This is a genomic window from Schaalia sp. ZJ405, from assembly GCF_011038885.2.
Lineage (GTDB): Bacteria > Actinomycetota > Actinomycetes > Actinomycetales > Actinomycetaceae > Pauljensenia.
In genome coordinates, this window is the sequence record NZ_CP064952.1 from 478,458 (window position 1) to 504,192 (window position 25,735).

Below are 25,735 nucleotides of genomic sequence, written 5' to 3' on the forward strand. Positions count from 1 at the left end.
CTTTTGTTTTCTCCTGATGGCTGCCACTATCGGAATGGCACGTCAAGAAATGATCCCTGGGGTACTTCAGGAGTCTTCTGATATATCGACTGCGGTGGCTGTCTCAACATCATTGAAGTCAAGTACGACGAGAGTGCTTTGGGGATGCCAAGTTACGAAGCAGGCAGCTTTCTCCAGCTACACGCGTATCGCAGAGATTCCGATGTGCGAACGTGTATTCCATAATGTTGCAGAAATAATGGGAACAACACCCTCGCATTGTGAGACTACCTTTTCTGTGGCGCAGAAGCCCGGGCCACCATCCTCGTGAAGGATGTGGAATAGCTACTTCAACGTGGAGTAATCGCTATCTGAAACGGGTTCGAGCCACTCGTTGGAGGTGTTGCTGCCTGGGGATTCGATGGCGAGATGTGAGAACCATGAATCTGGGGCTGCGCCGTGCCAGTGCTTGACGCCAGCGGGGATTTCAATGCAGTCACCCGGTGTCATCTCCACAGGTTCATGTCCCCACTCTTGGTAGTAACCGCGTCCTCCAACACAAATGAGGATCTGCCCACCGCCCTCGTCGGCGTGATGAATGTGCCAGTTGTTGCGGCAGCGAGGCTCGAAGGTGACGTGATGTATTGGCACTTGTTCGGTGGCTACGGGTGCGAGGTAGCTCTGGCCAACAAAGTACTCACCGTAGGGGTTAGGTTCCCCGATCGGGAAGATGACTGAACGCTGATACGTGTCTTTGCTTCCATCAGCCGACTCGTCCTCGTTCCATACCTCTTGCGCCACCCTGAATGCAGCCCAGCCTTTCGGCCATCCCGCATACATCGTGACGTGCGTGATGATGGCGGCGGCCTCTTTCTTGGTAAGCCCGTGCGCCTTCGCGTTTGCAAAATGGTACTTCAGGGAGGAATCGGTGATTCCCGAGGTAATGAGAGATGTGATTGTGAGAATGCACTTCGTTTTGACGTCGAGGGCTTCCTCGTTCCAGACCTCTCCGAAGAGAACGTCATCATTGAGGTGGGCAAACAGGGGAGCAAAGGCCCCCAGCTGCTGACGTCCCGCTGTCTGCACGATCTTGTCTGCCATAGTTTCTTCTCTTTTCTTGTGCGGTGTTTACGCGCAGCCAATTTTAGGCAGTTACCGAAGAAGGGTAAAGACGCTCTCATGGGTAAGACTGCTTTGACGCTCTCATGTAGATCGACACGGTGTGCGCTGAACGTGCGGTGGTATCGCCCTGTTTATTGGGTCATTGCGCACAGTGTTCGCAGGTTACTGTCCGGAGGTGAGATGCCCCTAAGCAGCAGCCTCTTGTGTCGTTGGTGAGATGGGAAGGACCATTCAGAAGATATCGTTTGGGTCACAATATCCGTCTCAGATATCGATTTCTTGAATTTAGAAATCGATATCTGACAGAATCTGCTTCGCAGTACCTAGACGGATGGTCCGCGCGCATCGCAGCACACGGGCCGTTCACCATCTCAGCGAAGGGCGCAACGATGCCTCTTCGCAGACACAGAGGAGCACACGTGAAAAATCGGATCTTCGCCGCAGTTGCAGCAGGAACCCTTGCGGTCCTCGCGCTCAGCGGATGCGTCACCCAAACGAACAACGGCAGTTCAGGACAATCGAATGCTTCAGCAGCTGAAAGCGACTACCCGACGAAGCCCATCGACCTCGTTGTCGCATGGAGCGCCGGCGGTGGTACCGATGTCCAGGCTCGTGCCCTTGTCCAAAACGCGAAAGAATACCTGGGGACAAACATCAATGTCGTCAACAAGCCGGGTTCGTCAGGTGCAATTGGCTGGGGCGAAATTGCCCACTCAACAAAGCCAGACGGCTACACCCTGACCGTGGTTTCACCAGAAATCGGCTTCATGCAGGAACAGGGACTTTACGACTTCGGACTTGAAGACTTCACCCTCATTACGATGTTCAACGAAGACCCTATGGCACTTGCGGTCAAAGCAGATGCGCCGTGGGCAAACCTTGAAGAGTTCCTCGCAGATGCCAAGGCAAACCCCGGCAAGATCACCATTGGAAACGCAGGCCCCGGACTTGCATGGGACCTCGCGACCACCGCGATTGAAGAGGCCGCCGGCGTTGAATTCACCCACGTCCCCTACGACGGCGCATCGACCGCGGTCCAGGCCATTCTCGGTGGCACACTTGACGCGATGACCTACTCAATTGGCGAGGTTCGTTCACAGGTTGAAGCCGGCGAGATGCGCGTGCTGGCAATCGCCTCCGAAGAGCAGCTTAAGGCACTTCCGAACATCCCGACCTTCAAGTCTGAAGGCCACGACATTGTCACCGGGACTTTCCGTGGAATCGCCGGACCTGCCGGCATGGATCCCGCAATGGTTAAGACCCTCAATGAAGCATTCGTCAAGATGGCGAAGGACAAGGGATTCATTGATGTCATGGAATCAAACTCCTTCGGAATCAAGGTCCTCGAAACCGATGAGTTCCAAACATTCTTCGGGAACGCAAAGGAGCTCTACTCCGAGCTGATCGAAGCGCAGAAGAAATAACGTCAACGACTGAGATGAACCACAAGGTGGTTGCCTGATGAAGGACCAATCAAGACTGATCACAGTCATAAAAAAGGGCGCGCTTGATATCTTCCTCGCGCTAGCGTTCGTCGTGCTTACGGTGCTGATTGCGATCGATGCACACGGATACAAAGCCGGGGTCGGAAACGAGCCCGGACCGGCCGCGGTACCGACGGTGCTTTCGGTGCTCTTGCTGCTGGTAGCAGGCGGAATGTTAATCCAAGTATTTCGCGGAAAATGGGAAGATCAGAACGAACCAGATGCTATCCGAAATTGGCGAGTTCTCGGTGGAATCGTACTGCTGATTCTCGTGGGGATTCTGATGCCGCTCATCGGATTCTTCGTGACCTTCTCGATCGTCCTTTTTGGATTGAGTCTTTTGTCAGGCACCACCGCATGGTGGAAATCAGCGATCTTCTCGCTGATTGTGACATGGGTAGTTCTGCTGTTGTTCTCTCGCTACCTCAACGTTCCGTTGCCGGCAAGCCCCGTCGATCTGATGCTGGGAGCATGACATGGATATTTTGACCAACATTCTTGCCGGATTTGGCGGAGTCTTCTCCGATCCGATGATTTTGGTAGGTATTGCTGGCGGTGTCTTTGGAGGCATGATCGTCGGTGCTCTGCCCGGGCTGACCGCGACGATGGCGATGGCGCTGTTCTTGCCCTTCACATTCCTCATGGAACCAAGTCTGGGCATCGCAACAATGATGGGAATTTTTGCCGGCGGTATCGCCGGCGGCTCCATCCCTGCGATTCTGCTCAACGTTCCTGGAACTCCAGCCTCTGCTGCAACCGCGCTTGACGGCTATCCCATGACCCGCAACGGACGCGCCTCGCAGAGCCTCACGATGGCAATGATCGCCTCGTGTATCGGCGGCACGATTTCCGGCCTGCTCATGGTGTTTCTGGCGCCGGTTATCGCAAAACTCGCTCTGAATTTCCAAGCTCCAGAATTCTTCGTTCTGGCAATCTACGGTCTCACCATCATTTCTGCGGTCTCTGGTAAGTCACTGCTCAAAGGTTACGCGGCAGGACTTATCGGCCTGGTGATCGGCATCATCGGCCTCGACCCAATTTCGGGCCAGCTCCGTCTGACGTATGGCAGCAACGAACTCTACGGCGGCATCTCACTGATCCCCGTGCTCATTGGTGTTTTCGGACTGAGCCAGGTCCTCGTTATGCTCAAGGAATCCACCTCTCTCAAAGAGCACGTCAGCATCGGGAAGTTCCAATTGCCCGAAAAACAAGACATCAAGGATTCGATGCCGTCCATTCTCCGAGGCGGACTCGTTGGCTCAGCAATTGGTGCAATTCCTGGCACGGGAACCGATATTGGAGCATTCCTCTCATACTCGTTGGCCAAGCAAAGTGGCCGAGGTCGTATCCCATTCGGCAAAGGAAACCCAGTCGGTGTTGCTGCATCGGAATCTGCAAACAACGGCGTTGTTGGCGGCGCAATGATCCCGATGTTCACGCTGGGTATCCCAGGTGAAGCTGCCACCGCAGTCCTTCTCGGCGGTCTGCTCATCCAAGGATTGACCCCCGGACCCCAACTCTTCCAAGGCCCGAACGCGCACCTCGTCTACACGGTTTTCGCGAGCTTCCTCATTGCGAACATCGTGATGTTGCTTATTGGGTTGGTTGCCGCCAGACTCTTCGTCAACGTTGTGAGAATCCCGAACTCGTACCTGATTCCACTGATCACGATCCTGTGCCTGGTTGGTGCCTACTCGATCAACAACCGGCTCTTCGATGTATTTGTTGCCATTTTCTTCGGATGCTTTGGATACCTCATGGTGACACACGGATACTCGCCTTCGCCGTTGATCCTCGGCATGATTCTCGGCCCTATGGCAGAAACAAACTTCCGTCGCGCAATGACCATCGAAAACGGCAACTGGACGGTCTTCTTCACGCGCCCGGCCTCGCTGATTTTCTGGGCGTTGATTGCTGCTTCGCTGTTCTACCTGTGGCGTAATCAGAAGAAGGCGCAATCAGTCGAAACACTTGAAACACAACTGACGAAAAAAGAGGTTGAAAATGTCTGAAAACATCACTCATCTGACAGGAAATGACCCGCTGTTTGATGTCTCGGGCCGCACTGCGGTTGTGACTGGCGGCTTCGGTCAAATCGGGCAGGAATTCGTGCGGGCGCTGGCTTCTCGAGGTGCTCACGTTGCCGTCTGCTCACGCTCCGCATCCGAGGAGAGAATTGCCCAGACCTTCCCCGGTGAGTTTGCGGGAACAATCCGCTCGTACGCTCTGGATATCACCTCTAAAGAATCCATTGAAACAGCACTTGATAGCATCGAAAAGGACCTCGGCCCAATCCGTATCGTTGTCAACAATGCGGGAATCGATACTCAACCTTCCGCACCGCCAGAGGTGTCGGGACCATTTGAGGACTTCCCTGAAGAAGTATTCCGTGAGGTTGTTGAAACAAACCTCACCGGGACTTTTCTGATGTGCCAGGCAGCAGGTAAGCGGATGCGCGCCGCGGGTGTCGAAGGATCGATCATCAACGTCGGTTCCATCTACGGAATGGTTTCGCCAATCCAAGATATCTACGCCTATAAGGAAGAACAGACCGGTGTTCCTTTCATCAAGCCGGTTGCTTATTCGGCAGCAAAATCTGGAATCTATAACCTGACTCGCTACTGTGCAACGTACTGGGGTGCCAACGGAATCCGGGTGAATACCCTGACTCCGTCCGGGGTATGGCGCGATACTCAGGATGCAACATTCCAGCACAACTACACCTCACGTATCCCGATCAAGCGCATGGCTCAGGCTGACGAATACAACGGTGCCCTGCTGTTCCTCGCGTCTGATGCCTCGCGTTACATGACCGGATCGAACCTGATCGTTGACGGTGGGTGGACAGCGTGGTAACGGATCTCGCCGGACGGATCTACTCCGCCCTTGTGACCCCAATGAACGAGGACGGCGTGCTGAAACGCTCCGTGATTCCTCGCCTTATTGATTGGGAGCTGGCATCTGGTGTCGAAGGGTTTTACGTCGGTGGCACAACAGGTGAGGGGCTCTTGCTTAACGAGCGCGACCGGACCGAATTCACACGCAGTGTTGTCGATTGCGTACGTGGCCGGGTGCCCGTCATTGCGCACATCGGTGCAATTGGTACGGCCCAGACGCAAGAACTGGCACGAGGCGCAGCAGATGCGGGTGCTCAGGCTATTTCCTTGATCCCACCGATCTACTACACGCTATCGGAGAAGGGCATCGTTGAACATTACCATGCGGTTGCGTCGGCGACGGATCTTCCGGTGTTGATCTACAACATTCCTCATGCCGTTGGTTTTGAGCTTTCATCGAGCGCGGTTGATGCACTGTTTGAGAATCCGAAGATTATTGGCATCAAACACACCTCGATGAACATGTATCGGTTGGAGCGGATGACGGCGTACCACCCCGAAAAGTTGATTTTTGGTGGTCTTGATGAATGTGCAATGGCCGGTTTCTCTTTGGGGACATCCGGTATTGTTTCGACATCAGCGAACTTTCAAGCAAAGCTGTTCCGTGGAATGTGGGACGCCGTTCAAGCTGGTGACATCAATGCAGCGCGCGAATATCAACGACGTGTCAATAACAACATTGACGCGTTGCTGCGTGATGATATTGTTGCGAGTACCAAAATGGTGCTTAAGTCCCAGGGTATCGACTGCGGAGGTGTTCGCGGTCCTCTTCCAAATATCCCCAATGATGCGTCCGTTCGGCTCCTGTCCGAGGTGGATGTTTCATTCCTCTAGGCGGTGATTGAACGGTGAACCCGACGATCTATGACGTGGCGAAAGCCGCAGCAGTATCGCCTGCAACAGTCTCTCGGGTTCTCAATGGCACCAAGGTGCGAGCCGACTTGGAAGAACGTGTTCGCGAGGCAACCAAGGCTCTCGGATACGTTCCCAGTCGGCTCGCCACCGCCCTACGAACTCGAAATTCCCGCTTGATCGCTCTGTGCATCCCTGATCTGTCGAATCCATTCTTTATCGCGATGGCAAGCGCCGTGCAGCGGACGGTTGTTGAAGCGGGATATTCCCTGGTTCTCTTTGAGGTCGTTCCCGGCTCTGATGAAGAGCTTCGGTGCTTTCAGACGATCATCGCCGAGCAAATGGCAGGCGTCATTACTGTTCCGTCGCACGATCCCACACGTATTCAGGGGTTGCTTCACGCCGACATCAGCGTCGTTGCGGTTGACCGCAGCGGCAACGGCTTGGACATAGATTGTTTCCTTATTGCGAACGAACAAGAAGGTTATGACTGCACGAACCGGCTCTTCGACGTGGGTTACCATCACGTTGCGTGCATTTCTGGACCTGTCGGCGTTGAGACAGCGGATCACCGCGTCGCCGGATGGATGCGCGCAGTCAGTGAACGAGTGGATGAGTCACATGCGCAGCGTGTTGTGCGCGCGGCGTACACAGTAGCTGCGGGCCGACGCGCTTTCAATGAGCTTATTGAAAAGTATCCGGATACGGATGCCGTTTTTGTTGCCAATAACCTCCTGTCTGTTGGCGTGATCCAGGCAGTAATTTCCGGAAATTCTCACCGAAATTTTGGCATTTTGGCCTTCGGTTCGGTCCCGTACATGCTGGCGGACTTGCCGACAATTCAGGTTGCCCACTTGCCGGCACGGCAGATCGGTTCCGGCGCAGCTACACGTCTGCTTGAACGTATCCACGGATCGAAAGAAGCACCTGAGCGAATTATTTATGCAACGACGGTCAACTGGAATCTGACCAGCGCCGAGGACCTTATCGAAGAGCGCGCTGAGTTAGGCGCGGAATCTGATTTTTCAGCGAGCTGAGGTCTATTTTACCGCCCAGGAATTCCTCACGAGGCGGTATACCTTGTGTGGACACTATGGCTCGCCAGGGCCAAGATTCGAGCAACTTTACGAGTGTTTTCTCCGCATATTCCCCGGAGTCTCCCAGCTTCCGATGTGAAACTTGACGCGTGGGAACAACGACGTATCTTGTCACCGGTGGGGCCGGACATCTCGGTTCGACGATTGTTCGTTTCCTCGCGCGAAGCGGGAGTCGGGTCCGTTCCCTTGTTCTTCCGCACCAGCGTTCCCCGCGTTTTCCTTCGGTCGACGTGGTCACAGGAGATGTCACCAACCCGGATTCGTTAAAACCATTCTTCTCTGGCATCACCGGGGAGAACGCCGTGCTCATCCACACGGTGGGGCTCATCTCGATTGGAGGAGTGTCCAAGAGAGCTCTCTATCACGTGAACGTCGACGGCACCCGAAACGTCATCGAGGCGGCGATCCGCCAGGGGATTCGTCGAATCGTCCACGTCTCGTCAGTTCACGCGATCCCGGAACCGCAGGATCCGTCCTCGATCATCCGCGAAGTTACCCATTTTGACCCCGACCTCGTCGTTGGGGACTACGCGAAAAGCAAAGCAGTGGCCACGCAGATGGTGCTTGATCACGTGGGGAAAGGAACAGAGATCCTCGTCGTTCATCCCTCCGGAATTCTCGGTCCCTATGACCGAGGAGGAAATCATCTTGTTCACATGATTGATCTGCGTAGACGAGGACATCTGCCGTTTGCTGTACGCGGTGGCTACGACTTTGTTGATGTTCGAGACGTTGCGCAGGGCTGCATTAACGCCACAACAATGGGACGTGACGGGGGAACATATCTCCTGTCGGGTCATTATGCGCAGGTGTCTGAGGTGCTCGAAATGGTCGACCGTAGCCGGGTTCCGGCGATGCCGCGAGTGCTCGCGACAGCCTGTGCCCCAATTGCCGAGGGCGTCGCCCGAGTGTTGAATACTCAACCGTTATTCACGCGGTACGCGATTCACACATTGGGAACCAACGGCCGCTTCACCCACGACGCGGCCACGCGTGAACTGGGATTCATCCCTCGGCCGCTCCGACAGTCTGTTGAAGATACGGTCGCCTATCTTGGGGGAGAGCGCCGGGGTCTCCTGGAATCAGTTGAGTGGCGGCGCCTCCTTCCTCGCCCCGCTACCTCTCGCTGACAGGCCCCCAGCGCACTACTGAGCCAGTGTGAGGTGAGTATGGAGGTAGCGTGGTGCTTTTTGGCCACCCAGCACGCCACTAACCCGAACTAATGTATAAGATTTGTCACATTCCCTCGCAGAAAAGTGTGTAGGGTGGAAGAGAGCTCTCGTCTCGACATACGGGTAAGGTATCGCTGCAGGTCAACGAAGGAATCGTTCAGTGCTCGATCGCATCGCGAAGTTTCTCGTTACAGGGCGGGTCATTATCACGGCGATAATGGTCGCCCTGACGATTGCGTGCGCGTTCGCCATCCCTCGGGTTGGTGTCATCTCGGACATGGCTAAATACCTTCCCCACAGCTCATCCATGAAGCAAGGAATTGCGATCATCGACGAGGAATTTCCCGCCGAGACGCAAGACAACACAATTCGCGTGATGGTCAGTGGACTCTCCCAGGACAAACGCGACGCGATGCGAACGCGACTCAAGGCACTCGACCACGTCTCAAAGGTCGAATACCTGCGCGACTCACCTGACTACAACACGGATGAACACGCTCTCTACGTACTCCACACCACCGCCGGCTACGGGTCCACCGAGGAATTGGCGATCGAACGCGCCCTGACAAGCGACGCTTTTAGCGACGTGTCCGTGGAGGTACGCAGCGACAACCCGTCACCAACAAGTGAACTTCCCCTCTGGATCGTCCTCGTGGCCATTGCCCTGCTCGCTGCCATCCTTTTCGCGATGTGCCACTCATGGATCGAACCCATCCTCTTCTTCCTGACTATCGGAATGGCCATCGTTCTCAATCTGGGAACACACATTATCCGAGGATCCATCGCCGATATCACGTTCACGATCGGAGCCATCCTTCAGCTCGTCCTCTCAATGGACTACTCGATCATCCTGGCAAACCGCTACCGTCAGGAACGAGCGAAAAACCCCACTCATTCCGACGCCATGATCACCGCCATCCGGCAATCCTTCTCTGCTATTACTTCCGCGTCGATGACGACGATCGTCGGGCTGCTCATGCTGTGCTTCATGTCGCTCCTCATCGGCGCTGACCTGGGAATTGCCCTGGCGAAAGGCGTCTTCTTCTCGATGCTCTGCGTGTTCACCGTCCTTCCGACGCTGATCCTGGGGTGCGATCGATGGATCGTGGCCTCCAGCAAACCCGCATTGCACATCAACCTTCGACGGATCGCAGGATTCGAATACCGATTCCGCTGGTTCATCACCGGTGGATTCGTTGTCCTTTTCGTCGGCTCGCTGATCCTCAGCATGGGGACTCCGATCGCCTACACCCTGGACAAGAAAGATCCGATCGCCCAGGTGTTCCCCAAGACGAACCCGCTCGTCCTCGTTTATCGTCACGAGGACGAAGCGGCCGCCGCCGCACTCGCTGACACACTGGAAGACCACGCCGGGGTGAGGACCGTAGACGCATACTCAACGACGCTTGGTCGCCAGCGCACCGTTGAGGACATGACGCAGTTCCTCGCCACTGTTGACGACACGGGAACCCTCAACACATCGACGGTGAAAATGGTGTACTACCTGGGCCACGGGGAAGACGGGCGTCGCACCATGTCAGCCGGTGAGTTCTTGACCTTCCTCGCATCAGACCTGGCGAAACATCCTGACTTTTCCACCCGCTTAGCTGGAGACCTGACGAAGAATATCTCTGAGATCCGGCGATTTGCCGATAGGGAGGCACTCACCGAGCAGCTGTCGATCTCCGACCTTGCGTCCTTCCTCAAAATTGATGCAGCGCAGGTGCGTCGCGTTCTGCTCGCATCGGTCATCGGCGGTGGTCAAGGTGATCCGGGAACAATGAAACTGGCAACCTTCACCCGTTTCATCACCGATGAACTTGCGCGAAATCCCGACTATTCGGGACAGTTTTCCGCCGAAACGATCGGTCAACTCAGCCAGCTACGCACATTCACCAACGTGGGGAAGATGACGCGTCGCACCGATCCTCACAATCTTGCGCAGATTCTCGACGAAGACCCCACGGCCATCGCATACGCCGCGATGGTGTACATGGCGGATTCCGGCATCTACGATGCGTCGACGATGACGCTCCCTCAATTCGTGGAGGTGATGAATTCCGAGGTTACGGCAGATCCGTTCTTCGCCTCGGCAATCGATGCGAAGCAGCGTGAACAGCTGAAAACACTTGCGACATTCACCGATACGACCGCGATGACGACACCGGCTGACTCTTTCGCGCTCGCAAAACTCTTGAGTCTGCCCGCCGATCAGGTCGGTGCGGTCCTCGCGGCCAAAGCGCAGTCCGAAGGCGCAGATCCGTCCTCGTCCCTTGCCTCTACCCCCGCAGACTTCGTCACTTTCCTTTGTAACACCGTTCTGGCTAACCCGTCGTCGGATGCGGCCCAATCGTTCTCACCGGTGCAGGTGGCGCAACTGGAGAGCTTGCGTCAAATAATCAACACAGCGCGAGATGGACGCGCCTTGACCCCGGCGCAATTGGCTCCGATCGTCGGATTGAATCCGCGAGATGTTGCGACAATCTACGCCTACTCGCGTTTTGACGAGGATGCGTCGACGTGGGAGGTGAGTCCGCAGACCCTCGTCCATTTCCTCATTGACCACCCGGAATACGCTCCGACAGCACGACTAGAGGATCTTGACGTCGCGGCAGCAATCATTGACACCGCCGTGTCTGGTGCCAGCCTGACACCGGCGGAGATGGCCGCGCTTTTGGGGATCGATGCAGGACAGACGCGGGCGGCCTATCTGGTTTACGTTGCCGAACATGGAGACACGAGCGGATGGACCATGTCGGTAGAGGGCTTCCTGGATTACATGGTCACCACTGTCCTGGCATCTCCTGCGGCGGCCGGTCAGTTCACCGACGAACAAGAACGTCATATTCGGGGCGCTCATGCTCTGGTCAACGCGGTTATCGCAGACACCCCTTATTCGGCGGATGACATGGCATCACTGCTTGCCTTTGCCAATCCGAGGACCACGGCACATGATATTGCCGCAGCGTATCTCGTCGCGGGGATGCTTGAGGATTTCGATGAGTCCTGGACGATGTCACTCAACGAATTCTTTGATGTCCTTGCCACGGACGTTCTCGACGACTCGCGTTTGTCAGGAATGATTGATACTTCAACGCGCAAGGATATTGCTCGGCAGCATCAGACGCTTGTTGACAATCTGGCAAACCTTGTGGGTCAGCACTGGTCACGCCTTGTCATCACAACGATTCTTCCTCTGGAGTCCCCTGAGACAACGGAATTTATTCGGTCGATTCTCCACACTTGTGACGAAGAATTCTCCGGGGAATGCCACCTCGTTGGACAATCCGCGATGATTGACGAGCTCGCCGCATCTTTCCCGAATGAAAATCTCCTCATTACGGGGCTCACTGCGGCATCGATTTTCGTTGTTGTTGCCGTGGCGTTCTTCTCGTTGTCGGTTCCGCTTCTTTTGGTGCTTCTTGTCCAGTGCGGCGTATTTATGACAACAACCGTTATTGGATTGCAGGGGTATAACAACTACTACCTCGCCCAGTTGATGGTTCAATGTCTCCTCATGGGCGCGACGATTGACTATGGAATTGTCCTGACCACGTACTACCGACAAAACCGCACGTCGATGGGGATTTCTCGCTCCCTTGCTGAAGCGTATGACGGGTCGATTCACACGATCGCAACGTCCGGCGCAATCATGGTGGTGATCACGGGGATCCTCGGTTTCCTTTTCGACAATCCAACCGTCGGGCAGATATGTCGAACAATTTCCATCGGAGCGTTTACCGCGATCTCACTCATTGTTTTCGTTTTACCGGCGTTGCTGGCCTGTCTTGATCGTTTCGTTGGGGGACGAGGACGTCGCCGCTCCCTACACTAACCGTCCTTGGAGCGAGTGCGCCTTTTCTGGGTGAACCCTCCGGGGACGAGGACGAAGCGGGAATTCTTCAGCTTTCGTCTGTGACCCGGGTCCGCACGATCCATAGTCCGAACTCGTTCAACGCCTCCTGGAGTCGTGTCTTCGTGATCGACCCGTTCCTGGTGAGTACCGAATAGGATTCCTTCGCCTCGTGTGTCATCAAAGATGTCGGTCTGAAACCGTTTTTCTCATAGAAAGCCAGGCGACGTCGACGCTGCTCGTAATTGGACGAACTTTCGTCAACGGGTTCGATTTCAAGGATCTGTGTGCGTTCAGGGTAGACGCGTTGGAAAGCGTTGAGGATCTGGGAACCGAAACCCTGTCCCCGTAATTCCTCATCAACGGCGAGATACCCGAGGTAAACCAGGTCGGGTGCTGCGAATGAATAGCTCAACCCCCTCACCTGCGTCGGGTCTTCCTCTTCGCACCACGCGAAGAAATTGCATGATCGACGAAGCGCATTGACGTGGAGAAGGGGCAGGGGTGCTTGTTCAGAAACAGGGAAGGCCTTGGTGTAGAGGGCATGAACCTGACGGGTCTGTGAACTCCGATCCCATCGGACGGGGCGCGGACGCAGGATGGTTCTCTTCGCTTTCGACATAGGTTGAGCATATGGGGTCTGTGCTCAGGTCGCGACCCTTGGTGTGTGAGATTGGCAGGGGAAGGCCAACGACAGGTACACGGGGGAGTGTATTTATCAAGGATATATTAGCCAAAATCTGATACTTTCATGCCTACACTTTCTTCATTAGATGAATATCAGATGCGGTTAGAGAATTTTTAGCGTTTTGAATTAGACTTAATAATCCGATATTTGTTCCTCGTGTGGTGTGAAAAAAGACTATTCGTAACTAAGGGGTGAGGTCGTACTGGCCGGGGATGTGGCGTGGTGGGTGGTTGAGCGGGTGAACTCATTGAAGGAAGAGATTCTCACGCTCCTCATCTGGAAGACTTCGACGTGTTTGACACTGCTGACATAGGCCCTGATTTAACAAGTTTCTGCTACTTCGACAACCACGGTTCGGAGGTTATCGGACAACGTTTTGAGTCCAAACTGTTCGGTCTTTGCCAGCAGACGGCCTCAAGCCAGGTGCGCCTGGCTTGAGGCCGTCACGCCGGACGCTTCTACTGGCAAAAGGCTGCCATCGCCGAGGAAGTAACCTGTGACGCCATTGCGATAACGGACGCGTGCTTGACCTCCTTGCATTCTTCGATCTACCCCGCTACCAGTGCCAGCCCCACCGAAGTCTCCTCGAAATCGAAGAATGAAAACCCATCTGTACCCTCGCAGGCGAGGAGCCTGTCTTCTGTAACCCGCATGTTTTGGGTTGTCTCCTGTTTAGGAATAGGTGGCCTGGAGGTATTCAATCGAGTTTTTTCTCATCTGTTGTGCCACAGTAGCTGCCCAGATAAGAGAGGCTAGGCTTCGGAAGACGTTTTTGTGTGGATCTGTCTACAGCGATCAAACCGAACTGCATGGAGAAACCTTTCTGCCATTCAAAATTATCGAGCAGACTCCAGCAGAAATAGCCTTTAATAGGAAGACCATCGGCTATGCACTTTCGAACGCCTGCCAGGGCGGTCTCAATAAATGCGACCCTGCGAGTATCATCAGAGGTGGCAATGCCGTTCTCTGTGACGATGAGATCTCCGTGGAAGTCTTGTGCAACCCTGCGAAGAACATTCTCTAGACCCTGCGGATAGTATTCGTAATCCATCTGTGTCAACTCCGCTCCGTCGGGAGTGGTCATACTACCGTTGTGGTCGTGGCGATTACGGGTGTAGTTCTGAACACCCAGGAAATCGTCATCTGCGATGGATGGAAGATAATGCGTGAATTCTTCATTCCATTCCGTCTGTGCAGATCCTTCGCCTCCGGGAAGTGCCTGGATATCGTGCAGACTCAGGGTAAGACCAACCTTGATATGAGGGCAGACTTCCCGAATGACAGCGCGGGCAGCTCGGTGAGCTTCCATCACCAGTTCATCGCCGCGAGAGGTTCTTGGGCTGGTAAAGCACTGCGGATCGGCAACCCCAAACACTCTCTTATTTTCCTCGGCCATTTCCGCCTGATTAGCAATCATTTTCTCGATGTTCAAGCCCATCTGGACCTGACTGTCAGACGTAGTTCCGGTGGCCTGTGCTTTGGTAAGTTGGGCAATGATCTGGCGGGAAATAGCGGCTACCTGGATGCCCATATTGGCTTCGTTGAGAGTGCAGACGTACCTTAACTCACTGCCCAACTTCTCCATAACGTAGCGGACATAACGAGCAAAATCACTGGGCGTTGTTTCTGCCTCCCAACCACCTTTGGAAATCAGCCACTTTGGGCTGGAAAAATGGTGGAGTGTGATAACTGGCTCCAGGCCGTTGGCCTTGCAGGAGGCAATCACATCCCGGTAATGTTGTACGGCATCCGCGTCAAAAGCTCCCTCCTGTGGCTCAATCCGAGCCCACTCGATGGAGAAACGATAGGCGTTTAGTCCAGCCGTGGCCATCAGCTGAATATCTTCTTCGTAACGGTTGTAGTGATCCACGGCATCCAGGGAGGGTTCAACGTAACTGGTGTGAACCATCTGCTCCTGTGCCCAGAAGTCGCTGTTGATGTTGTTGCCTTCAACCTGATGTGCGGCGGTGGCAGCACCGATGAAAAATCCACTGGCAAATTCATGCATGACAAAACCTTCTCTCAGTGATTGATCGAACCTTGATGTAGAGCTGAACGAAGTCCATTGAGCATTTCCTGATACTGTTCTTCTCCCATCGCAGCGAAGTTGGCAAGAGTCTTCAGCGGCATTGCAAATATAGTTGCTTGCTCAGTAGCATCTTTGGACTCCGTGCTGGTAGCGTTTTCCGTGGCGGCAGAGCCAAATGTCGTTCTTAGGATCTGACTAAGGGCGGCAGCGGTTTTGGGATTATCCATCAGTTCACTTAGTGTGGTAGATCCGTCAATAATCATCGGTGGTATTTTGTTAGTGGTGAACTGTAGTTCACCACTCAGTTGAATATCATCGCTGGCGTGTCCAACCAGTACCTCATATTTACCGGAGGCTGCATACCAATCGTCAATATCCTCATTATACCAACTCAGATCGCGTGCAGTAATCTCTAACGTCACAGTTTTAGTTTCTCCGCTCCGTAACGCTACTTTGGCAAAGCCCTTCAATTCCTTAGTAGGACGGCTTGTGCAACCGGTTTTATCGCTGATATACAACTGCACGACTTCTTTGCCGTCTATTGGTCCGGTATTACTGACGACAACATTGACCTGCACGGTTCCCTCATCGTCCATTTTATCGCTTGACAGCCAGAGATCTCTGTATTCAAACTGCGTATAGGACAATCCGTGCCCAAAAGCCCAGCGGACAGGCATCTTTTTGGTATCGTAGTAACGATAACCAATGAATACCCCTTCGGCATATTTGACCTTTTTCCCATCTCCGGGGAAGTTCAAAAAACTGGGATTGTCTTCCACACGTAGAGGGAATGTCTCAGCTAGCCGGCCGCAGGGATTCGCTTCGCCCCACAGTAGGCGGTCGCAGGCTTCGCCTACGCCCTGACCCCCAAGATACATCTCCAATACGGCAGCCACATCTTCTGCCCAGGGACATTCGACGGGACTTCCGTTGTGGAGCACAACGATGGTGTTTGGTTGCACAGCGGCAATCGCAGCAATCAAGCGGTCCTGGCAGGCAGGCAATTTCATGTTGACCCGGTCATAGCTTTCACCCTCAACGATGTCGGGCAGTCCCGCAAAGACTACGGCGGCCTCCGCCTCCCTTGCAGCATCTACAGCGGCACAAAAAGCGTCGGGATCTATCTCATCCCGGTCTGAAGGGAAACCCTCGGTATAGATAACATTTCGCCTCTTTACCTGTGCGCTTTGAAGAGCAGAGATGACTTTGCTGGCGTTGATATGACTGGAGCCGCCACCTTGATAGCGTGGCGTGAGCGCAAAACCTCCGATGTAAGCAACCTTCGCTCCGGCCTTCAAGGGTAATGCACCGTTGTTTTCCAGTAGCACAGCACATTCAGTTTCCATTTCCACGGCTTTTTCGTGGTCGGCATCCCGGTCAAATGTTGCTTCGGGATGGCGGTGGTCAACATAGGAGAAGACTACCTTGAGAATCCGCTCCACCGTTTGATCCAACAGGGCTTCATCCAACGTTCCGTTTTTAATAGCGGCCACGATCTTTGCATCATTGACGCCGCCGGAAGAGGGCATTTCCAGATCTAGTCCGGCACGAACCCCCTGCACGCGGTTATTGACTGCACCCCAATCAGTTACTACATAGCCCTCGAAGCCCCACTCCTCTCGAAGAACTTTACTGAGCAGCCACTCATTATCGGCTGAGTAGACACCGTTGATCTTGTTATAGCTGCACATGATGGTCTGTGGCTGCGATGCTTTGACAGCCTCCTCAAAGGCTGGGAGGTAGATCTCTCGCAACGTACGCTCATCCACTTCGGAGGAGCAGTTCATACGCCGATACTCCTGATTGTTGGCAGCGAAATGTTTTATGCTTGTGCCAACATCCCAGCTCTGTACACCGTCGATGTAAGCGGCAGCTATTTTTCCAGTCAAAAAAGGGTCTTCGGACAGATATTCAAAATTTCGACCACAAAGCGGGCTGCGTTTGATGTTCACGGCAGGTCCAAGCAGAACGCCTAGGCCCTCCGCTTGGCACTCCTGGCCTAATGTGCTGCCAAGTTTTTTTGCGAGTTCTGGGTCAAAGCTGCTTGCAAGGGCACAGGCAGCAGGGAAACAAACGGCCTCAATGCTTTCGTTCAAGCCGAGATGATCATCCCTACCATCGCCTTGCTTTCGAAGACCGTGTGGACCATCGGCGAACATCACAGCAGGGATTCCCAATCGCTCGATAGGCTGCGTATGCCAGAAATCTGAGCCAGAACAGAGACTAGCTTTTTCTTCTAAAGTCATCTGAGAAATCAGCGCATGAATGTCGCGTGCCATGTGGAGCTTCTCCCTTCTTAGGGTGTATCAGGGTGAGACTGTAATTTCACGGAGTGTTGAGTGAAGCGGATTCAGAACAGCCCGATAGCCGTCCGCGTACATGTGGACACCATCGACGGTGAACTCCGCTCGAAGTTTTCCTTCCGTATCGGTCAGGCCGGCATTCAAATCCAAGAAGGTCGCGTCATAGCGTTGTGCTAGCGTCAGAATGCCCTGATTGGCTTCATGGATCCGCTCGTTGCTGCGGTGACTCCATATCTCCTTGGCATGAGGACTACTTCCTGCATCCAGATTGATGGGGTAGAACGCGAGTAGGTATAACTTGGCTTTTGGCGTATGTGACACAATACTTTTCAGAATGCTCTCATAGGTGTTAAGCATTCTGGATACAGCATAGTTATCGCTATCCATGTCATTGGAGCCGATGTTCAGGAAAACTGCTTTTGGCTCGAGCTCATAGATGCAGACATCTAAGGAATCGAGCAATTCCTGTGAAGTGTATCCACCAATACCTCGATTATAAATCGTATAGGGTAGGTTCTCGCTGAGAATAAACTCGTAGATTGGAAACTGCTCCATCAAGCTGGAACCAGTAAAAACGATCTGTCCCTTCTTTGCGAGGACATTCAGACGACGGAAGTTTTCGCGCTTCCGCTGTTTTTCTTGCTGCACCCACGCCTGAATAACCTGAGTGTATTGGGCAAGCTGTTCTCCCTCTCTCATCGACATCAAGATGACGCGTCCGTCTTTGAAGCACGACGTTCAGCAAGTTCGTCTCGAATCTGAGGCAGCTTGCTTTCGAGGTCAAAGAGACGAAGCCCGAGAATCATGACGATAAACAGTATCAGTGGGATCCAACTGGACAGGGCGACGATCGAAGCGCGAGCAGGAGCGGTGATCTCAGCCGCAGTTCCATCAAAGCCGGCCAATCCCATGATGAGACCCACGCCGCCAGAGGAGAGACCGGAACCAAGCTTATTGGAGAAGCTGCCGACGGCTGAGATCATCCCCTCAGTACGGGAGCCGGTTGTCCACTCTTGGTAGTCCATGATGTCAATGAGGAGGAGAAGCGTGAAGTAAGAAGGAGGTAGTACAGCAACAGTTTGCAACAAGGTGCTCAGCACCACCATCGACATATCTGCGCCCGCAAAATAACGAATGATGCAGCCGATACAACCGATAACAAAGGACCACGTAAAGAGAGTCCGAATGGAGATTTTTTGCAGTAGCTTCGGCATGAGCAGAAGAAGGAAAGGTGTGAGCAGACCAAGTATGCCCACCACGCTCATTTTTTTGATGTCGCCTACGATATATTTAAAATAATAGCTACCTACGGTACTGTTGCTATTGACAATGATGTTAGTGAGAATAGAAACGACGCACAGAATTCTCAGGTACTTGTTTTTCAATACGGGAAGAAAATCTTTAAATTTAGGTGAATATGCGTTCGTGTCTCCTTCGGTGTTGACTTCCTTGACGCCGATCAAACGAGTGAGGCCTAACAAACAAAGAGGAATACCGGTGATGAGTGAGATGGTTGTCCAGCCGCCGCGGGAGGTGCCCAATGTGCCCATAAGGATTGGGAATATAACTGAAACGACGGTGCACATCAAAGTGATAAGGAAGCCATTGATCGCAACGACTTTGCTACGGTCATCTTCGTACTTAAAAGCACGATTCAAATACACCGGTTCTGAGACATACAAGAGTGTGGCAAAGATCGAATTGATAAAGGTGAAGGTGGTAAAGATCCAGATGGATTTACCGATATCGCCCAATTCGGGGCAGGAGTAGAGCAGGATCGTGCAGATCCACACTCCGATGATCGAAAATTCATATGGGCGAGCTTTGCCGAGCCGGGTTTTGGTCCGATCGATCAGAACACCAGCGACCAGATCGGTGAACCCGTCAAATACCTTGCTAGCCAGAAGAAGTGTTCCAACAAGAACCGCATTCATGCCGAGCATATCGGTGCAGTAATAGGTAACATAAGTTAAAACCAGTACGTTGCTAGCAGTCGACATGCCACGGCCGGACCAGGCCAACTGTTTGCCAACTGTGAGACGGTAAGGATCGCGGATTTTATGCTTCTTTGCCATGAGTGTTCCTTCTCAGATTGACGACTATCCGTCGTCGTTGTCGCAGCATGCTAACACTGAAGCCGATGGTGATGATATTAAAATTCTGCGATTTACATCGAAATGCATCCCACTTGACGTAAGTTAACCAATCTGCGCAGAATATTAGTTAATATCGCAGATATTTACTAGCGGTCATTCGGTAGTGAATGTTAGCCTGCAATGCAGAAAGATGATATTCAGATCGAGTGGAGGAGTGGGTTCTATGTTGAGACTTGATGAGAAAGCAAATTTTATTACTCCTCGCTGCAAAACAGTAGACTGTCACATCGGAGAAGATGTGGTGAGGAACATGTCTCGTGGATCGGAACAGTTGTCTGTGAACTAGTACCCGTTAGGGTTAAGCTCTGAGGAGCTTGTTAGTTGGGCGGAGACGTCGAATGCTCTAGAAAGATCGGAAATAGGCTTTTATGCTTTGACATGATTGGTGAATGGTCCCAATAGGACAAAGGAGGTTGATCTTGTGGAAGATCAGAATCTTAGATTTTTGCAGGACGCCTTTTTAAATACGCACAAGATGTGTTCGTGGACACTGACGGTCGACGGACAACTTGTGTACTTCAACTCTTTGGATCAGGAACTATTCTTTAATCTGTTTATGCTTGGTGACTGTAGTTCCGTAATTCGGAAGCATTTCACTCAGTCCGATATGCCTATCATAGCAGCAGATCAAATTGGCTTTGTCTGGGTTGCCGTGTATCAAAAATCGGTAGACGATCAGCAAGATCCGCTAGTTCATGTACTTGGGCCTATAATTATTTCAGAAGTTACTGAGAAGCAACGGAGGCAGAGGATTCAAGAACTTGGCTTTACACCCGATTTTGAAGAGCGTCTTCTGTCGTTGGTTCGCGAGGTCCCTACCGTTTTAGAGAATGTCGCTATTAGCTGTACTCGGATGCTGCACTACTGCACAAACGATGAGGTTATAGAGTCAGATGCCATTGTTTTGTGGAACGAGTCCGCTGTTCGAGAAGAAGATATTGTTTGGGGCGATGCTCGCTGGCACGGAACCTGGCTCGGTGAACAACGCTTCTTCAAAAGCGTTGTTGAGGGGAGTTACGATGGGCTTCGGGAGTTGGCTGTTGGTCATGTGGGCGGCATTGGCGGCGGGGATCCGTTGCGCCAGGCAAAAAATGAAGTAATCATTCTCTCGGTCTTCTGTAGTCGAGGCGCCATTATGGGTGGTGTTTCTTCAGAAGGAGCCCTAAATTTGTCGGACAATTTTATTCAAAATATTGAAGCTGCGGAAACTGTGGCAGAAGTTCGGCAGATTGGTGGCGCCATGCACAGAGCCTTTATTGATCGAGTTCGGCTTGCAAAAGCTAATCAGGGGTACTCTCCATTGGTGCGGATGTGTGTGGATTATGTTGAGACACATATTTTCGAACGCATACGCATTAGAGATCTTGTTCAAGAGGTGGGATATGCAGAGAACTATATCAGCAGGCGTTTCAAGGCTGAAATGGGTCAAAGTTTGGTTGAGTATATCAATCAACAGAAAGTTGAGGTTGCTAAATCTATGTTGAAGGGAAGTGTGGTTTCCGTTGTGGAGCTTAGCGAGCGACTTTCCTTCTCTAATCCCAGTTATTTCAGTGCGGTTTTTAAAAAGCGCACAGGTCTTACACCGTTAGAGTATCGAAAGAAGTAAGAATAGGTGGAACTCTAAATGTTTCAAAAGGCATGTAATTTGAGTGAGACTCAGATCCATGAAGAGGCAGTACAACTTCTCAAAAAAATGACATTGAAGGAGAAGGTATTTGTCCTCAGTGGTAACTGGAAGATGATTCGCGATAGTATTGTGTATAAGCGAACGTATAATCCTGTGGCCATCGAGTCTCATGGTTGTAAGAGACTGGGAATCACGCCGGTGGCCTTTACTGACGGCCCTCGCGGCGTAGTCATGGGTCACAGCACCTGCTTCCCAGTTTCCATTGCGAGAGCGGCCAGCTTTGACCGAGAGCTTGAGCGTGAGATCGGAGAAGCAATAGGTAAGGAGGCCCGTGCTCAAGGTGCCAACTATTTTGCGGGAGTCTGCGTCAATCTTCTGATGCACCCGGCAGGCGGTCGTGCCCAGGAGTCCTACGGTGAAGACCCCTATCTCGTGGGCGAGATGGGAGCTGAGCTGGTCAGAGGCGTGCAGGCGCACAATGTCATGGCCTGTGTTAAGCATTATGCTGTAAACAACATGGAGAATCGCCGTTTTTATGTGGACGTTGACTGTTCTGAGCGAACGTTGCGGGAGGTTTATCTGCCCCACTTCAAAAAGTGTGTGGACGCCGGATGTGCCTCTCTCATGGGGTCCTACAACCGCTTCAGAGGCGATCAGGCTTCTGAATCTCAGCACCTGTTGACGGAGATTCTTCGCGAAGATTGGGGCTTCGAAGGTTTCACCATCACCGACTTTATTTTTGCCCTTCGCGACGGTGTGAAGGCGATCGAGTCTGGCATGGACATGGAGATGCCGCTTCCAGTGCATTTCGGGTTGGAGCTGAAAAAGGCCGTTAAGGACGGAAAGCTTTCAGAGAAGACCATTGATCAAGCGATTCTCCGCGTGCTTAAAACGCAGTTGACTTTTGAAAATACGCCTGACCCTATCTCCTATGACAAGTCCCTCGTAGCCTGTCCGGAGCACGTGGCCCTGGCGCGCAGAGCCGCCGAAGAGTCGATCGTGCTGATTAAGAACCAAGGCGACGTGTTGCCGTTTAGCAAAGATTGCAAGATGGTGCTTGTCATCGGGCATCTTGCTTCCGAGGCTAATACCGGTGATCACGGAAGCTCCAACGTTTACCCTCCCAGCGTGGTAACCGCGCTGGAAGGGATCCGCGAGAAGTTCGGCAGCCTCACGGAGGTAATTCATGTGGGGGAGGCTGAACTGGACCGTATTAAAGAACTGGCCCCCAAAGCGGACGCAGTCATCGTCATTGCAGGTAACGACTATAACGACGAGGGCGAATACGTTATGCCAGATAGCGATATCAACTCCGTTGCACTGATGGGCAGGGGATTTTCGAACAATGGCAATAGGATTTTAGGTGCGTTGATGTCCAAGGTTAAGGCCAGCAATGCCGGTTCCTACACCTCTGACGATGGCAAGCCTGTGGGTGGCGACCGCAGAAGCCTCTCTCTGCGCCAGTCCGAGATCAAAGCAATCCGTGCAGCGGGGGAACTCAACAAAAACACTGCAGTGGTGTTGGTCAGCGGCTCCATGATCCTTACCAAAGAGTGGGAGGACAGTGTATCTGCCATTCTGTATGGCTGGTACTCCGGAATGGAGGGCGGACACGCTCTGGCCTCTGTCCTTTTGGGCGATGTTAATCCCTCCGGCAAGCTGCCTTTTGTGATCCCCTCCGACGAGTCTCAGCTTCCGCAGGTGGACTTCTTCGAAGCCAACGCCATCACCTATGACTTCGATCATGGGTACCGCAAGCTCGATCGGGACGGAAGCGTCCCCGCATATCCATTTGGTTTTGGCCTGAGCTATACCGAATTTACTTATGGTAAAACCGCTGCTGCAATGGACGGTGAGTGCATCGTTGTGAAGACTTCAGTGAAGAATGTCGGTCAACGCGCGGGCGATGAGATCGTGCAGGTCTATGTCTCCGTGCCGAAATCTGATGTTGAGCGTCATGTGAAACAACTGAAGGGCTTTGCGCGCGTGGCGCTTGCTGCCGGAGAGGAAAAGACAGTAGAAATTCGGATCCCGTTCGAAGAACTCAAATACTATGACGAAAAAACAAACACATGGGTGCTGGAGAATGCGGAGTATGTCTTCTTCGTAGGACCTAGTGCAGATCCGGAACAACTGACAGGAATCTCGATGCGTCTAGATGAGGCATGGAATTTACTGTAATCCTGCGTAAAGATTACGTGGAAACATAGAAAATATAGGGGAATGGTATGGAACAAATAGCGCGTTACAAAGATTCCTCTCTTTCTCCCGAAGATCGGACAGCGGATCTACTGTCCCGAATGAGCATTCAGGATAAGCTGGCACAGCTGACTCAGGTATGGGGGCTTGAGCAAATGGTCGGCATGGGTATGCCTCATCCCAAAGATATGGCCAGTTTGGGTGTTGGGTCCATGCTTTATGTCAGCAGCATGAGCGATAAAAACGCGTACCAAAAGATTGCCGTAGAGAACACCAAGTGCGGCATCCCCATGCTTTACGGAACCGACGTAGTTCACGGTTATCGGACAGCTTTTCCGTTGCCGTTGGGCATGGCCTGTAGCTGGGATCCTGAGATTCTGGAGCAAGCTCAGCACGTCGCTGCTAAAGAAGCCAGGGCAGACGGTATCACCTGGACTTTCTATCCCAATGCCGACATCGCCAGAGATGCCCGATGGGGCAGAGTGGGTGAGACTATGGGGGAAGACCCTTATTTGGCTTCTCGTCTGATTGCCGCAGAGATCAAAGGCTTTCAGGGGAATAATCTCAGCAACGAGGAATCTATTGCCGCTTGCCTCAAGCATTTTGTTGGCTACGGTGCTTGTGTAGGCGGACGGGACTATGAGCAGGTTAATCTGTCGGAGAGTGAGCTTCGCAACACCTATTATCCCTCCTTCTCTGCTGGTATCCAACAGGGAGCGGAGAGTGTGATGACGGCATATATGGATCTCAACAGTGAGCCGCTTACTGCAAGCCGTTATCAACTGAAAGAGGTTCTGCGAGGTGAAATGGGATTTGATCGACTTATCGTCACAGATGCTGGCACCATTGGAAATCTGGTCGTGCAGGGAAATGCCAAAGATGGTGTGGATGCTGCCGAAAGAGCTATGAGTGCCACTGTTAATATGGATATGGGAAGTTACCAGTATTTTCAGAATTTGCCGAAACTTCTGGAACTGGGCAAAGTGAGCATGGGGCAACTGGATGAAGCGGTGCGTCCGATTCTGATGACTAAGTTCAAGTTGGGGCTGTTTGAGAATCCCTATAGTGAACCGGGAAAAAGTGAAAAGCTGGCAGAAGATCCTGCCAGTCATGCCCTAGCAAGAAAAGCTGCACAGAACTCCATCGTGCTGTTGAAAAATAAGGACAGTATTCTCCCGTTAGATGAGCAGACATCGGGTAAGGTTGCGGTCATTGGATATTTGGCAGACTCTCAGATTGACTGTGGTGCAGCCACGGTGGTGGGGGTCCCAGCTTATGCAGTGACTCCTCTTCAGGGACTAAAAGAGCGCCTGGGTGTAGATCGGGTACTGTATGCTCCTGGTCCATTTGCGGAGCGTACAATTCCCAACTTTGTCAGTGAATTTATTGCCGACTTTGGCTTAGAGAAGCGGAAGCTTCAGAGCTGGGCTGAGCAAACCGACTCTATCAACGAAGCTGTGAAGACGGCCGAACAAGCGGATGTGATTCTCACGTTTTTGGGTGAGAGCGCTGAGATGTCTGGAGAGGCGTCTTCTCGTTCCGATTTGTCTCTGCCCGGCCGCCAGCAGGAGCTTCTAGAGAAGCTGACTGACACTGGAAAGCCTGTCATTCTGGTGCTTATTGGTGGACGTCCTCTAGCGGTCACATGGGCCCAGGAACATGTCAATGCCATTCTCATGGCTTGGCAGCCTGGGAGGGAAGGAGGGCACGCTATTGCAGATATCCTCTTCGGTGATGTCAACCCTTCCGCACATCTGGCAATGACCTTTCCGCGCAGTGCCGGTCAATGTCCGCAGTATTATGCGACCACATTGACACATCAGCCGGCGTCACAGCAGAAACAGCCGTTCTCACGTTATTGGAACGAGTTATCCTCTCCTCTCTACCCCTTTGGCTACGGCATGAGCTACAGCACCTTTGGGTACGGTAATCTGTTGCTCAGCAAGAATAAGATCTCATGTGGTGAGAACCTGACTGTCTCAGTAGAGGTGACAAATACTTCAAACAGAGATGGGAGCGAAGTGGTTCAGCTGTACCTTCATCAGCGTTGGGGAAGTGATACGCGTCCAATCCGCGAATTGAAGGGTTTTAAGAAAGTTTTTATCCTTGCCGGTGAAACTAAGATAATTACCTTCTGTATTGGTCCAAAAGAGATGTCCTATTACAGTACGACAAAGCAGTCTTATGTTCAGGATGCGACGATCTTTGATGTGTGGGTTGGTGGTGACAGTATGGCAGAGTTGAAGGGTGAATTTGAAGTGATTGCCTGATGTCTGT

Annotated in this window: 17 protein-coding genes; 11 read left to right on the top strand and 6 right to left on the bottom strand. The window is 52.7% G+C overall.

What is annotated here, in order from left to right:
* Positions 1–324: 324 nt before the first annotated feature.
* On the bottom strand, positions 325–1,080 hold the full coding sequence (locus G7Y41_RS01985; protein WP_165316197.1) for a carboxymuconolactone decarboxylase family protein: 756 nt from the start codon (positions 1,078–1,080) through the stop codon (positions 325–327).
* A gap of 440 nt (positions 1,081–1,520) precedes the next feature.
* Between G7Y41_RS01985 and G7Y41_RS01990 the strand changes: the two genes are divergently transcribed.
* The 8 genes from G7Y41_RS01990 (at position 1,521) to G7Y41_RS02025 (ending at position 12,438) form a co-directional block, all read left to right on the top strand.
* Positions 1,521–2,525, top strand: coding sequence for a tripartite tricarboxylate transporter substrate binding protein (locus G7Y41_RS01990; protein ID WP_165316196.1), 1,005 nt, complete (start codon positions 1,521–1,523; stop codon positions 2,523–2,525).
* Positions 2,526–2,562: 37 nt separating this feature from the next.
* A complete protein-coding gene (locus G7Y41_RS01995) occupies positions 2,563–3,060 on the top strand; it encodes a tripartite tricarboxylate transporter TctB family protein (RefSeq protein ID WP_165316195.1) in 498 nt (165 codons plus the stop codon).
* A gap of 1 nt (position 3,061) precedes the next feature.
* The gene (locus G7Y41_RS02000; protein ID WP_165316194.1) at positions 3,062–4,597 is read left to right on the top strand and encodes a tripartite tricarboxylate transporter permease; all 1,536 of its coding nucleotides are present in this window, start codon (positions 3,062–3,064) and stop codon (positions 4,595–4,597) included.
* A complete protein-coding gene (locus tag G7Y41_RS02005; RefSeq protein WP_165316193.1) occupies positions 4,590–5,441 on the top strand; it encodes an SDR family oxidoreductase in 852 nt (283 codons plus the stop codon). Before G7Y41_RS02000 ends, G7Y41_RS02005 begins: the two co-directional genes overlap by 8 nt.
* The gene (locus G7Y41_RS02010; protein ID WP_165316192.1) at positions 5,435–6,316 is read left to right on the top strand and encodes a dihydrodipicolinate synthase family protein; all 882 of its coding nucleotides are present in this window, start codon (positions 5,435–5,437) and stop codon (positions 6,314–6,316) included. The genes G7Y41_RS02005 and G7Y41_RS02010 overlap by 7 nt, the downstream gene beginning before the upstream one ends.
* Positions 6,317–6,351: 35 nt before the next feature.
* Positions 6,352–7,371, top strand: a complete 1,020-nt coding sequence (locus G7Y41_RS02015) for a LacI family DNA-binding transcriptional regulator (protein ID WP_196819534.1) — start codon at positions 6,352–6,354, stop codon at positions 7,369–7,371.
* 149 nt (positions 7,372–7,520) lie between these two features.
* Positions 7,521–8,561 (top strand): NAD-dependent epimerase/dehydratase family protein, encoded by a 1,041-nt coding sequence (locus G7Y41_RS02020; protein WP_165316190.1) that lies wholly within the window; start codon positions 7,521–7,523, stop codon positions 8,559–8,561.
* A gap of 202 nt (positions 8,562–8,763) precedes the next feature.
* Entirely contained in the window at positions 8,764–12,438 is a 3,675-nt protein-coding gene (locus G7Y41_RS02025; RefSeq protein ID WP_165316189.1) for an efflux RND transporter permease subunit, read from the top strand.
* A 67-nt stretch (positions 12,439–12,505) separates the two neighbouring features.
* On the opposite strand, the gene G7Y41_RS02030 is transcribed toward G7Y41_RS02025, so the two are convergent.
* The 5 genes from G7Y41_RS02030 to G7Y41_RS02050 form a co-directional block, all read right to left on the bottom strand.
* A complete protein-coding gene (locus G7Y41_RS02030) occupies positions 12,506–13,078 on the bottom strand; it encodes a GNAT family N-acetyltransferase (protein ID WP_165218873.1) in 573 nt (190 codons plus the stop codon).
* Positions 13,079–13,841: 763 nt separating this feature from the next.
* On the bottom strand, positions 13,842–15,152 hold the full coding sequence (locus G7Y41_RS02035; protein WP_165316188.1) for a glycoside hydrolase family 1 protein: 1,311 nt from the start codon (positions 15,150–15,152) through the stop codon (positions 13,842–13,844).
* 14 nt (positions 15,153–15,166) lie between these two features.
* On the bottom strand, positions 15,167–17,452 hold the full coding sequence (locus tag G7Y41_RS02040) for a glycoside hydrolase family 3 C-terminal domain-containing protein (RefSeq protein ID WP_165316187.1): 2,286 nt from the start codon (positions 17,450–17,452) through the stop codon (positions 15,167–15,169).
* Between the two features lie 27 nt (positions 17,453–17,479).
* Positions 17,480–18,175: a GDSL-type esterase/lipase family protein gene (locus G7Y41_RS02045; RefSeq protein WP_165316186.1), complete on the bottom strand. Its 696-nt coding sequence runs from the start codon at positions 18,173–18,175 to the stop codon at positions 17,480–17,482.
* Positions 18,176–18,180: 5 nt separating this feature from the next.
* Positions 18,181–19,551 carry an MFS transporter gene (locus tag G7Y41_RS02050; protein WP_165316185.1) on the bottom strand — a complete coding sequence of 457 codons (1,371 nt, stop codon included), beginning with the start codon at positions 19,549–19,551 and terminating at the stop codon, positions 18,181–18,183.
* Between the two features lie 502 nt (positions 19,552–20,053).
* Here G7Y41_RS02050 and G7Y41_RS02055 point away from each other — a divergent pair.
* The 3 genes from G7Y41_RS02055 to bglX are packed head-to-tail and all read left to right on the top strand — an operon-like array spanning position 20,054 to position 25,728.
* Positions 20,054–21,238, top strand: a complete 1,185-nt coding sequence (locus G7Y41_RS02055) for a helix-turn-helix domain-containing protein (RefSeq protein ID WP_165316184.1) — start codon at positions 20,054–20,056, stop codon at positions 21,236–21,238.
* Positions 21,239–21,277: 39 nt separating this feature from the next.
* Complete coding sequence (locus G7Y41_RS02060; RefSeq protein WP_196819535.1) at positions 21,278–23,440, top strand: beta-glucosidase family protein; 2,163 nt, start codon at positions 21,278–21,280, stop codon at positions 23,438–23,440.
* A gap of 47 nt (positions 23,441–23,487) precedes the next feature.
* Complete coding sequence (bglX, locus tag G7Y41_RS02065) at positions 23,488–25,728, top strand: beta-glucosidase BglX (protein ID WP_269207960.1); 2,241 nt, start codon at positions 23,488–23,490, stop codon at positions 25,726–25,728.
* Positions 25,729–25,735: the final 7 nt, after the last annotated feature.